The organism is Pseudomonas sp. ML96 (assembly GCF_000761545.1).
GTDB lineage: Bacteria > Pseudomonadota > Gammaproteobacteria > Pseudomonadales > Pseudomonadaceae > Aquipseudomonas.
The window spans coordinates 445,817-457,830 of record NZ_JPMY01000010.1 but is presented as its reverse complement, the minus strand read 5'-3'; the positions used below and the strand labels follow the sequence as shown (position 1 = coordinate 457,830).

The window sequence follows — 12,014 nt, the reverse complement described above, 5'->3', positions numbered from 1 at the left end:
CCCAGCCGGCACTCCGCTGTGGATCGGCGGGCGCCGCGTGCCGCTGGCCGGGCGGGTGTCGATGGATATGCTGACGGTCGATCTCACCGACCTGCCAGAGGCGGCAGTAGGCGATGCGGTGGAGTTGTGGGGCGCCAACCTGCCGGTGGATGAGGTGGCGGCAGCCGCCGGCACCATCGGCTACGAGTTGCTGACCAAGGTAACGGCGCGCGTGCCGCGCCGCTACCAGGCCTGATCGCGGCTCAGCTCAGCCCGCTGGGCACCTTGAGCACGTCCAGCATCAGACAGGTCTGCGGGCTCAGCTCGCCGTCGCAGCCCTGCAGCACGAAGCCCGAGCGGCCCTTCTGCTTGACCCGATACAGCGCCTCGTCGGAGGCCTTGTACAGGCCGGTGAACTGCAGGGCGTGCTGCGGGTAGAGCGCGCCGCCTATGCTGATGGTCACTGCCAGGCGGTTGGCACCGTACAGCACCGGGCGCGACAGCTCCTCGAGCAGGCGCGCGGCGATCTCCTGGGCATGCTGCTGGGCATCCGGGCCGCAGATCAGTACGGCGAATTCGTCACCGCCCAGGCGCGCCACCATGTCGTTGGCGCGTACGTGTTCGCGCAGGCGGTGGCCGATGGTGCGCAGCAGCAGGTCACCAGCGTCGTGGCCGTAGCGGTCGTTGATCGGCTTGAAGTGGTCGAGGTCGACCAGCATCAGTACCACCGATTCGTTGCGCCGCTGGGCGTCGGCCAGGGCCACCTCGGCGCGCTCGATCAGGTAGCGGCGGTTCGGCAGGTCGGTCAGCGGGTCATGGAAGGCCGCATGCTGCAGGCGTTCCTCGCGCTCGCTGAGCTGCTGGTTGGCCAGTGCCAGCTCGGCGGTGCGCAGGCGCACGGCTTCCTGCAGTTCGTCGGCGCTGGCCTGCATCTGCGCCAGGCGCGCACTCTTCTCGCGATCGGCCTGCAGCACGGCCTCGGCCTTCTCCTGCTTGAGCATCTGGATGCGGTAGGCGAGGGCGAAGGAGAACAGGATCGACTCGGCGGACACCGCCAGCGGGAACACGTAGGCGTTCCAGGTGGCCGGCTGGACCAGGCCGGTGGAGCGCATCAGCGCCAGGCTGATGCTGCCGAGGATCAGCCCATAGCCGCAGAGGTAGAGCAGGGCGGGGAAGTAGCCCTGGCGCCAGCGGATCACCGCCGAGCCGAGCGCGGCGGGAATGCTGGTCAGCGACAGCAGGGCGATGACCCAGGCCGCCTGGTTGCGCAGGCCGAACGCCTCGAGGCCGACGGCGATGACGTAGAACACACAGGCAAACGTCAGCAGGTGATGGGCCCAGCGCACGTGGACGCGGGTCTGCAGCAGGGTCTGGGTGAAGCGGCAGGCGCAGAAGCCCCACAGCGAGGGCAGGGTCACGCGGTCCAGCCAGAACGGCACCGGCCCCTCCGGCCACAGGTACTGGAAGCCGTGGCCGCTCATGCTGACGATCATCAGCAGTGCACCGGCGGTGGTCAGCACGTACCAGAAGTAGGCCGCGTCGCGCAGGCTGAAGAAGATGAACAGGTTGTACAGCAGCAGGGCGGCGATGATGCCGTAGATCAGGCCCAGGCCCAGGTTCTCGTGGGCGGCCAGGTGGTCCAGGTCTTCCTTCTGCCAGATCTTCAGCGGGAAGGAGTTGCCGGCCGGGTCGAAGCTGCGCAGGTAGAAGGTGGTAGGTTCGCTGCCCAGCTCCGGCAGTTCCAGCAGCATGCGCCGGTAGTCGTGGTCGCGGCCCTCGGAGAAGCCGACGCGCTCACCAGACTGGCGCAGGGTCCAGCCGCCTTGGCCGTCGGGGGTGTAGAGCTGCAGGTCGAGCTGGGTCACCGAGCCGATTTCCAGCCACCAGTTGGCCGGGGCGTCCGCGCCGCGCTGCAGTTCCAGCTTGATCCACCAGGGATTGGGGTTCTGCCCGACGCTGGCGCGGCCCTTGGCCGGCTCGAAGCGCTGTTGCACGGCCGGGTCCGCCATGTCTTCGATGCGCAGCTGGCCGCTGGCGTCCTGCAGCAACTGGACGTTGGTGTTCAGCTCCTGTCCACTGCTGTCGGCCTGCAGCTGTATGGGCGCTGCTTGTAGTGGCCCGCCGAGCACGCTCAGGCACAGCATCAGTAGCAGCGCGGGCGCAGTAAGGCATCGCACCGGGGGACTCCTTGAACCGGGTTCTTATTGGTGTGGGCAATCAGGCCGGAGTATAGCCATGTAAGTGATGGTGATCACAAATGGCGCGTGCAATGCGACCAAGCGTGCTAGTCGGACTCTGTATATTTTTTGTGCTATATTCCGCGCCCCCGTGAGAGCGCACCTGATCAAAAAATATGCAAGCCGCCAAGCCGCTGTTCGATTACCCGAAGTATTGGGCCGAGTGTTTCGGACCCGCGCCTTTCCTGCCGATGAGCCGGGAAGAAATGGATCAGCTCGGCTGGGACAGCTGCGACATCATCATCGTCACGGGTGACGCCTACGTCGACCACCCCTCGTTCGGCATGGCCATCATCGGTCGCCTGCTGGAGTCCCAGGGCTTCCGCGTGGGCGTCATCGCCCAGCCGAACTGGCAGTCGAAAGACGATTTCATGAAGCTCGGCCAGCCGAACCTGTTCTTCGGCGTGGCGGCGGGCAACATGGACTCGATGATCAACCGCTACACCGCGGACAAGAAAGTCCGTTCCGACGACGCCTACACCCCCGGCGGCCTGGCCGGTTCGCGCCCGGATCGCGCCAGCCTGGTGTACAGCCAGCGCTGCAAGGAGGCCTACAGCCAGACTCCGGTGGTGCTCGGCGGCATCGAAGCCTCGCTGCGCCGCATCGCCCACTACGACTACTGGCAGGACAAGGTGCGCCGCTCGATCCTGATGGACGCCACCGCCGATATCCTGCTGTACGGCAACGCCGAGCGCGCCGTGGTCGAGATCGCCCAGCGCCTGGCTTTCGGCGAGGCGGTCGAGAACATCACCGACGTGCGTGGCACCGCGTTCATCCGCCGCGACACCCCGCAGGGCTGGTACGAGGTGGACTCCACCCGCATTGACCGTCCGGGCAAGATCGACAAGATCATCAACCCCTACGTCAACACTCAGGACACCGCCGCCTGCGCCATCGAGCAGGAGAAAGGCCCTCAGGAAGACCCCAACGAGGCCAAGGTCGTCGAGCTGCTGCCCAGCCCGAAAATGACCCGTGCCAAGACGGTGATCCGCCTGCCGTCCTTCGAGAAGGTGCGCAACGACCCGGTGCTCTACGCCCACGCCAACCGCGTGCTGCACCTGGAGACCAACCCGGGCAACGCCCGCGCCCTGGTGCAGAAGCATGGCGAGGTGGATGTGTGGTTCAACCCGCCGCCCATCCCGATGACCACCGAGGAAATGGACTACGTGTTCGGCATGCCCTATGCCCGCGTACCGCACCCGGCGTACGGCAAGGCGAAGATCCCGGCCTACGAGATGATCCGTTTCTCGGTCAACATCATGCGTGGCTGCTTCGGTGGCTGCACCTTCTGCTCGATCACCGAACACGAAGGCCGCATCATCCAGAACCGCTCGCACGAATCGATCATCCGCGAGATCGAGGAGATGCGCGACAAGGTGCCGGGCTTCACCGGCGTGGTCTCCGACCTTGGCGGGCCGACCGCCAACATGTACCGCATCGCCTGCAAGAGCCCGGAAATCGAATCCGCCTGCCGCAAGCCGTCCTGCGTGTTCCCCGGTATCTGCCCGAACCTGAATACCGACCACAGCTCGCTGATCGAGCTGTACCGCAAGGCCCGCGCCCTGCCAGGCGTGAAGAAGATCCTGATCGCCTCCGGCCTGCGCTACGACCTCGCCGTGGAGTCGCCGGAATACGTCAAGGAACTGGTTACCCACCACGTCGGTGGCTACCTGAAGATCGCCCCGGAGCACACCGAGGAAGGCCCGCTGAATCAGATGATGAAGCCGGGCATCGGTAGCTACGACAAGTTCAAGCGCATGTTCGAGAAGTACTCGAAGGAAGCCGGCAAAGAGCAGTACCTGATCCCGTACTTCATCGCCGCGCACCCGGGTACCACCGACGAGGACATGATGAACCTCGCCCTGTGGCTCAAGCGCAACGACTTCCGCGCCGACCAGGTGCAGGCCTTCTACCCGTCGCCGATGGCGTCGGCCACGGCCATGTACCACTCGGGCAAGAACCCGCTGCGCAAGGTCACCTACAAGAGCGATGGCGTAACCATCGTCAAGAGCGAGCAGCAGCGCCGCCTGCACAAGGCCTTCCTGCGCTACCACGATCCGAAGGGCTGGCCGATGCTGCGCGAGGCGCTGGAGCGCATGGGCCGCAGCGACCTGATCGGCAACGGCAAGCACCAGTTGATCCCGACCTACCAGCCGCAGACCGACGAGTACCAGAGCGCACGGCGCAAGAACTCGACCCCGGCCGGCAGCAAGAAGGTCGCCGGCAACGGTGGCGGCAAGCCGCAGACCACCGGGCGCATCCTCACCCAGCACACCGGCCTACCACCGCGTGGCAGCGACGGCAGCAAGAGCTGGGACAAGCGCGAGCAGGCCAAGGCCGCTGCCGAGGCACGGCGCAAGGCGGAGAAGTCCGGCGCCGGCAAGGACAAGAAGCCGGCCAAGCGCCCGGTTGCCCCGCGCTGAGTCGGGCGGCGAGCGCCCGCACCTTGTTGGTGCGCGGCGCTCTCAGCCCAGGCCGTGGGCGCGGAAATGCGCCACATAGGCCTTGTCGACCTTGAGGATGTGGTGCACCAGCCAGTCCTTGAGCAGCTCCAGAGCGTCTGCGCCCACGGCTTCGCCGGCCTCGTGGCGATCCAGTAGCGACATCACCTGACCGTTGAACAGATCATGCTGGGCCTGATGCGCCTCGGCCTCGGGGTAGCCCAGGCGGGCGAACAGGTTCTCCTCGGCGATGAAGTGGTTGATCACGTAGTCCATCAGCCCCTCCAGCAGCGCGCCCACCTGCGCCCGCGAGGCCCCGGCCTGCAGCGCGTCGTGCAGGGCGTTGGTCTGCTCCACCAGCCAGCGGTGCTGTTCGTCGATCTCCGCTATCCCCACCTCTAGCGCTTGCGTCCACGGCATGAAGGTCATGCGTTCCTGCTCCCTTCTTGGTTTTTTGCCGATCTTGCCCGCCAGCGGCGCGGGCTCGTTGATCCCGGTCAATGCCGGTGGCACAACTCTTGCCCCTGCCAGGTATCGCCCTGGCTCGCAGGAGGCACGCCGTGTCGATCCATGTCGCACTGCAGCACGTCACGCATTACCGCTACGATCACCCGATCAACCTCGGCCCGCAGGTAGTCCGCCTGCGCCCCGCCCCGCACAGCCGCACGCGCATCCTCTCCTATGCGCTGCAGGTCTCGCCGGGCGAGCACTTCGTCAACTGGCAGCAGGACCCGCAGGGCAACTACCTGGCGCGCCTGGTGTTCCCGGAGAAGACCGAGGAGCTGCGGGTCACCGTCGACCTGGTCGCCGAGATGGCGGTGTTCAACCCCTTCGACTTCTTCCTCGAACCGCATGCCGAGAAGATCCCCTTCGCCTATGTCGAGGGCGAGCAGCGCGAACTGGCGCCCTACCTGGTCACCGAGGCTGGCGGCGCGTTGTTCACCAAATACCTGGCCGGCGTCGACCGCAAGCCGACGCCCAGCGTCGACTTCCTGGTAGCGCTGAACCAGCGCCTGTCCCACGACATCCGCTACCTGATCCGCATGGAGCCCGGCGTGCAGACGCCCGAGGAGACCCTGGAGCTGGCCTCCGGCTCGTGCCGCGATTCGGCCTGGCTGCTGGTGCAGTTGCTGCGCCACCTGGGCCTCGCCGCGCGTTTCGTCTCCGGCTACCTGATCCAGCTCACCGCCGACGTCAAATCCCTCGACGGCCCCAGCGGCACCGAACAGGACTTCACCGACCTGCACGCCTGGTGCGAGGTGTACCTGCCCGGCGCCGGCTGGATCGGCCTCGATCCGACTTCCGGCCTGTTCGCCGGCGAGGGTCACGTGCCGCTGGCCTGCAGCCCGGAGCCGTCCTCGGCGGCGCCGATCAGCGGCGTGCTCGATGAGTGCGAATGCGAGTTCGAACACGACATGCGCGTCGAGCGCATCTGGGAGGCGCCGCGGGTCACCAAACCGTACGACGAGGAGCAGTGGCAGGACATCCTCAACCTCGGCCGCCAGGTCGATGCCGAGCTGACCTACGGCGACGTGCGCCTGACCATGGGCGGCGAGCCGACCTTCGTTTCCCTCGACTACCCGGACGACGCCGAGTGGAACACCGCGGCCATGGGCCCGAACAAGCGCGCCCTGGCCGCCGACCTGTTCCATCGCCTGCGTGCGCACTACGCGCCGCAGGCCCTGGTGCATTTTGGCCAGGGCAAGTGGTACCCCGGCGAGCAGCTGCCGCGCTGGTCGCTCAACTGCTTCTGGCGCAAGGACGGCGAGCCGATCTGGCAGGACCCGGCGCTGTACGCCGACGAGACCCGCTATTACGGCGCCGATGCGCGCCTGGCCGCGCGCTTCCTCGGCACCCTGGCCGGGCACCTGGGCCTGGAGGCCGAGCACGTGTTCCCGGCCTACGAAGACTGGCTCTACTACCTGTGGCGCGAACGCCGCCTGCCGGCCAACGTCGCTCCGGATGACGCACGCCTGAGTGATCCGCTGGAGCGCGAGCGCCTGCGCAAGGTGTTCTGCCGCGGTCTGGGCGAGGTGGTCGGGCATGTGCTGCCGTTGATGCGCAGCGCCGGCGACGACGCCTGGCTGACCGGCCCCTGGTTCCTGCGCGACGAACACTGCCGGCTGATTCCCGGCGACTCGGCGTTGGGCTACCGTCTGCCGCTGGACTCGCAACCCTGGGTCGGCGAACTGGACTACCCCTATGTCACCGGCCAGGACCCGCACCAGCCGTTCCCGCCGTTGCCCAGCCGGCAGAGCATCCAGCAACAGCTGCGCCGGCCGCTGCACCCCGCTGGCAACGGCAAGCCGCTGCTTGAAGGTGAAGGGCCGCAGGCGCCAGGGCTCAACGAGTCTGCATCCGGCATCGTGCGCACCGCGCTGTGCGCCGAACCGCGCGACGGCCGCTTGTACCTGTTCATGCCGCCGCTGCAGCGCCTGGACGACTACCTGGAGCTGGTCACCGCCATCGAGGCCACCGCTCGCGAGCTGCGTTGTCCGGTGCTGCTGGAAGGCTACGAGCCGCCGCAGGACCCGCGTCTGACCTATTTCCGCGTTACCCCGGACCCCGGCGTGATCGAGGTGAACATCCACCCGGCCGCCAACTGGGACGAGCTGGTCGAGCGCACCGAGTTTCTCTACGAGGCCGCACGCCAGTGCCGGCTCTCCAGCGAGAAGTTCATGCTCGACGGCCGCCACACCGGCACCGGCGGCGGCAACCACTTCGTCCTTGGCGGCGCCACGCCGGCCGAGTCGCCGTTCCTGCGTCGCCCGGACCTGCTGCGCAGCCTGATCAGCTACTGGCACAACCACCCATCGTTGTCCTACCTGTTCAGCGGCCTGTTTATCGGCCCAACGTCACAAGCGCCCAGAGTCGACGAGGCGCGCAACGACGCCCTCTACGAGCTGGAGATCGCCTTCGCGCAGATGCCCGAGCCGGGCCGCGAGTGCCCGCCCTGGCTGATCGACCGCCTGCTGCGCAACCTGCTGGTGGACGTCACCGGCAACACCCACCGCGCCGAGTTCTGCATCGACAAGCTGTACTCGCCGGACTCCAGCAGCGGCCGCCTCGGCCTGCTCGAACTGCGTGCCTTCGAGATGCCGCCGCATGCGCGCATGAGCCTGGTCCAGCAACTGCTGCTGCGTGCGCTGATCGCGCGCTTCTGGAACGAACCCTACCGCCCGGCCAAGCTGGCGCGCTGGGGCACCGAGCTGCACGACCGCTTCCTGCTGCCGCACTTCGTCGAGCAGGACTTCGCCGACGTCATCTTCGACCTCAACGCCGCCGGCTATCCGCTGCGCGCCGAGTGGTTCGCCCCGCACCTGGAATTCCGCTTCCCCAAGCTGGGCGACTACGCGGTGAAGGGCATCGAGCTGGAGCTGCGCCAGGCCCTGGAACCCTGGCACGTACTGGGCGAGGAGGGCGCCGTCGGCGGCACCGTGCGTTACGTGGACTCCTCGCTGGAGCGCGTACAGGTGCGCCTCGACGGCCTGGCCCCGGATCGCTACCTGCTCACCTGCAATGGCGTGCCGGTACCGCTGCGCCCGACCGGCAAGGTCGGCGAGTTCGTCGGCGGCGTGCGCTACCGCGCCTGGCAGCCGGCCAACTGCCTGCAACCGACCATCGGCGTGCACGCACCACTGGTGTTCGACCTGGTCGATACCTGGATGCAGCGCTCCCTGGGTGGCTGCCAGTACCATGTGGCGCATCCCGGCGGGCGCAACTTCGAGGCGCTGCCGGTCAACGCCTACGCCGCCGAAAGCCGGCGCATGGCGCGCTTCTTCCGTCACGGGCACAGCCCGGGCGAGCTGTCGGTGGAGGCAGCGATCAACAATAATGAATTGCCCATGACCCTGGACCTGCGCCGCGGCTGATGCCCGGCGCCAGGGCGCCTTGCGAGACTTGCATGCCTGATCTGCTTGCCGATTACCCGCGCCCCGGCGCGGCCTACCACGAATTGCTCGACGCCCAGGGCCAGGTGCGCCCGCACTGGCGCCGCCTGTTCGACCAGCTGCAGCGCAGCAGCCCGGCGCAGCTGCAGCAGCGCCAGGCCATGCTGGCGCGGCAGATCCAGGAGAATGGCGTCACCTACAACGTCTACGCCGACCCGGAGGGCGCCGACCGCCCCTGGGAGCTGGACCTGCTGCCCAACCTGATTCCCGCCGAAGAATGGCAGCAGATCGCCGCCGGTGTGGCTCAGCGCGCCGGCTTGCTGAACAGTGTATTGGCCGACCTGTACGGCCCGCAGCAGCTGCTCGCCGAGGGCCTGCTGCCGACCGAGCTGGTGTTCGGTCACGACAATTTCCTCTGGCCCTGCCAGGGCATCCAGCCGCCGGGCGGCACCTTCCTGCACCTGTATGCGGTGGACCTGGCGCGTGCGCCGGACGGCCGCTGGTGGGTCACCGCCGACCGCACTCAGGCGCCCTCCGGTGCCGGTTACGCGCTGGAGAACCGGCAGATCCTCTCGCGCGCCTTCCCCGAGCTGTACCGCGACCTGCGCGTGCAGTACCTGGCCGGCTTCTTCCGCACCCTGCAGGACACTCTGGCGCGCCAGGCCCCGGCCGAAGGCGAGACGCCGCTGGTGGTACTGCTCACTCCCGGGCGCTTCAACGAGAGCTACTTCGAGCACCTGTACCTGGCACGCCAGCTCGGCTACCCGCTGGTCGAGGGCAGCGACCTCACCGTGCGCGACGCCAAGCTCTACCTGAAGACCCTGGCCGGCCTGCGCCGCGTACATGCAGTGCTGCGCCGCCTCGACGACGACTACTGCGACCCGCTGGAGCTGCGCACCGACTCCGCCCTTGGCGTGCCCGGCCTGCTCGAGGCCGTGCGCCAGGGCAACGTGCTGGTGGCCAACGCCCTCGGCAGCGGTGTGCTGGAGTCGCCAGGGCTGCCCGGCTTCCTGCCGGCGATTGCCGAGAAACTGCTCGGCGAGGAACTGCTGTTGCCCACCGTCGCCAGCTGGTGGTGCGGCGAGGAACCGGTGCTGGACGAGGCGCTGGACAAGCTCGACGAGCTGCTGGTGCGGCCATCCTTCCCCTCGCAAAGCTTCGCTCCGGTGTTCGGCCGCGACCTCGACGAGGCGCAGCGCGAAGCCCTGGCCGAACGCATCCAGGCGCGCCCCTATGCCTACGTGGCGCAGGCGCGCGCCCAGCTGTCGCAGGCGCCGGTGTGGCAGGCCGAGGAGGGCGGCGTGGTGCCGCGCGCCATCGGCATGCGCGTGTACGCCGTGGCCAGCGCCGACGGCTACCGCGTGCTACCTGGCGGTCTGACCCGCGTCGCCGCCGATGCCGACGCCGAGGTGGTGTCGATGCAGCGCGGCGGCGCGAGCAAGGACACCTGGGTGCTCGGCGAGCGCAATCCCGGTGGCGAGCCCTGGCAGTGGCTGCGCCCGCTCGGCGTGGCCGACCTGGTGCGCAGCGACCCCTACCTGCCGTCGCGAGTGGTGGAGAACCTGTTCTGGTTCGGCCGCTACAGCGAACGCTGCGAGGATGGCGCACGTCTGCTGCGCATCCTGCTCGACCGCTATGTCGATGATGACGACGACCCGCAGGCGCTGCAGGCCGCCTTGGCCCTGGCCGAGAGCCTCGGCCTGCTGCCCGGTGCGGCCCAGGGTTCGCTGGAGGAGCGCCTGCACCAGGCCCTGCTCGGCGCCGACTGGCCGACCAGCCTGCGCGCCAATCTGCAGCGCCTGCAGTGGGCCGCCGGCAGCGTGCGCGGCAAGCTGTCCCAGGCCAACTGGCAGGCCCTGGTCGAGCTGCAGCGCGAGGCGCAGAGCCTGGAGCGCGAAGGCGCTGATTTCGGCGACCAGTTGGATTTTCTCGAACGCCTGCTGATGTCGCTGGCGGCGCTGTCCGGCTTCGCCCTCGACGACATGACCCGCGACGACGGCTGGCGCTTCCTCATGCTCGGTCGCTGCATGGAGCGCTTGCAATTCCTCTGCGAGAGCATCGCCGAGCTGCTGCGCAGCCATGCGGTGCACGACCAGTCGGCGCTGGAATGGCTGCTGGAACTGGGCAACAGCATCATCACCTACCGCACCCGCTACCTGGCCGCGCCGCAACTGATCCCGGTGCTCGACCTGCTGCTGCTCGACGAGCAGAACCCGCATGCCGTGCTGTTCCAGCTGCGCCAGTTGCTGCGCTCGCTGGAGCGCCTGGAGGAAAACTTCGCCTTCGCCAGCGGCGCCGCCCTGGCCGAGCTGAGCGCCAAGCTCGCCGGCTTCCGCCTTGGCACCCTAGAGAATCCGCTGTTCGGCAGCTCCGGCCAGCGCGCCGTGCTCACCGGGCTGGCCGACCTGCTGCTGCAGATCAGTGCCGTCGCCGGTGAGGTCTCCGATCAACTGGCCCTGCGCTTCTTCGTGCATGTGGACGCCAGCCGCGGGACACTGTCGTCATGAAGCAGGCGCATTACCAAGTCTTACACGACACCCACTACCGCTACTCGGCGCCGGTCTCCCTGGCCCAGCAGCTGGCCCACCTGTGGCCGCGCGACAGTGCCCGACAGATCTGCCACGAACGGCACCTGACCATCACTCCGCAGCCGACCGTGCGCCAGGACGGCCTCGATCTGTTCGGCAACCCGCTGACCCGCCTGGCCTTCGAGCGCCCCCACGACGAGCTGCGGGTGATCGCCTGGCTGCGCATCGAGGTGCGCGCTCGCGACAGCCTGCTGCTGGACGACTCGCCGCCCTGGGAGGAAGTGGCAGCAGCCCTCGGTTACAGCGGCCAGCCACTGTCCGCCGAGCTGCTGGAGGCGGCGCGCTACCGCTACCAGTCGCCTTATGTGCATATCAAGCGGGTGTTCGCCGAGTTCGCTGCCGATTGCTTCCCGCCTGGCCGGCCGCTGCTGCAGGCGGCCTCGGCGCTGATGCAGAAGATCTTCCGCGAGTTCAGCTTCGACGCCGCCGCCACCCAGGTGGCGACTCCGCTGATCCAGGTGCTGGAGGAGCGCCGCGGCGTGTGCCAGGACTTCGCCCACCTGATGCTGGCCTGCTTGCGCTCGCTGGGCCTGTCGGCGCGCTACGTCAGTGGCTACCTGCTGACCCAACCGCCCCCCGGCCAACCCCGGCTGATCGGCGCCGACGCCTCGCATGCGTGGATCTCGCTGTACTGCCCGCGGCAGGGCTGGATCGACTTCGACCCGACCAACAACCTGCTGCCCAACCTGGAACACATCACCCTCGGTTGGGGCCGCGACTTCGCCGACGTCTCGCCGCTGCGCGGGGTGATCCTCGGCGGCGGCAGCCACGATCCGGACGTGCGGGTGACGGTGACGCCGCTGGATGCGCCGTTGCCGGCGGTGGGCTGACAGGCTGGCGAGGGCCTGAGGTGACACTGCTGCGACAGGCGTATATGTC

Annotated in this window: 7 protein-coding genes; 5 read left to right on the top strand and 2 right to left on the bottom strand. The window is 68.1% G+C overall.

The genetic code is table 11. From position 1 onward, the window contains the following. The coding region (locus IP89_RS08765; protein ID WP_043309015.1) for an alanine racemase C-terminal domain-containing protein at nucleotides 1-235 on the top strand (235 nt) is incomplete at its 5' end. A 7-nt stretch (nucleotides 236-242) separates the two neighbouring features. Here IP89_RS08765 and IP89_RS08760 read toward each other — a convergent pair. Beyond that, complete coding sequence (locus IP89_RS08760) at nucleotides 243-2,123, bottom strand: diguanylate cyclase (protein ID WP_043309066.1); 1,881 nt, start codon at nucleotides 2,121-2,123, stop codon at nucleotides 243-245. Nucleotides 2,124-2,332: 209 nt separating this feature from the next. Between IP89_RS08760 and IP89_RS08755 the strand changes: the two genes are divergently transcribed. Then, on the top strand, nucleotides 2,333-4,639 hold the full coding sequence (locus IP89_RS08755) for a YgiQ family radical SAM protein (RefSeq protein WP_043309014.1): 2,307 nt from the start codon (nucleotides 2,333-2,335) through the stop codon (nucleotides 4,637-4,639). A gap of 42 nt (nucleotides 4,640-4,681) precedes the next feature. Here the strand turns inward: IP89_RS08755 and IP89_RS08750 are convergent, their stop codons facing one another. After that, a complete protein-coding gene (locus IP89_RS08750; protein ID WP_043309013.1) occupies nucleotides 4,682-5,086 on the bottom strand; it encodes a bacteriohemerythrin in 405 nt (134 codons plus the stop codon). A gap of 131 nt (nucleotides 5,087-5,217) precedes the next feature. On the opposite strand from IP89_RS08750, the gene IP89_RS08745 reads away from it, so the two are divergent. From IP89_RS08745 to IP89_RS08735, 3 genes are read left to right on the top strand one after another with little or no spacing between them, the layout of a single operon-like run. After that, a complete protein-coding gene (locus tag IP89_RS08745) occupies nucleotides 5,218-8,529 on the top strand; it encodes a DUF2126 domain-containing protein (protein WP_043309012.1) in 3,312 nt (1,103 codons plus the stop codon). 32 nt (nucleotides 8,530-8,561) lie between these two features. After that, entirely contained in the window at nucleotides 8,562-11,054 is a 2,493-nt protein-coding gene (locus tag IP89_RS08740) for a circularly permuted type 2 ATP-grasp protein (protein WP_043309010.1), read from the top strand. After that, complete coding sequence (locus IP89_RS08735) at nucleotides 11,051-11,965, top strand: transglutaminase family protein (protein ID WP_043309009.1); 915 nt, start codon at nucleotides 11,051-11,053, stop codon at nucleotides 11,963-11,965. Before IP89_RS08740 ends, IP89_RS08735 begins: the two co-directional genes overlap by 4 nt. Nucleotides 11,966-12,014 lie beyond the last annotated feature (49 nt).

Coding starts and splice junctions, on each gene's coding strand:
- IP89_RS08760 (WP_043309066.1), bottom strand. CDS start 2,123: ATGCTGTGCCTGAGCGTGCTCGGCGGGCCACTACAAGCAGCGCCCATA.
- IP89_RS08755 (WP_043309014.1), top strand. CDS start 2,333: ATGCAAGCCGCCAAGCCGCTGTTCGATTACCCGAAGTATTGGGCCGAG.
- IP89_RS08750 (WP_043309013.1), bottom strand. CDS start 5,086: ATGACCTTCATGCCGTGGACGCAAGCGCTAGAGGTGGGGATAGCGGAG.
- IP89_RS08740 (WP_043309010.1), top strand. CDS start 8,562: ATGCCTGATCTGCTTGCCGATTACCCGCGCCCCGGCGCGGCCTACCAC.
- IP89_RS08735 (WP_043309009.1), top strand. CDS start 11,051: ATGAAGCAGGCGCATTACCAAGTCTTACACGACACCCACTACCGCTAC.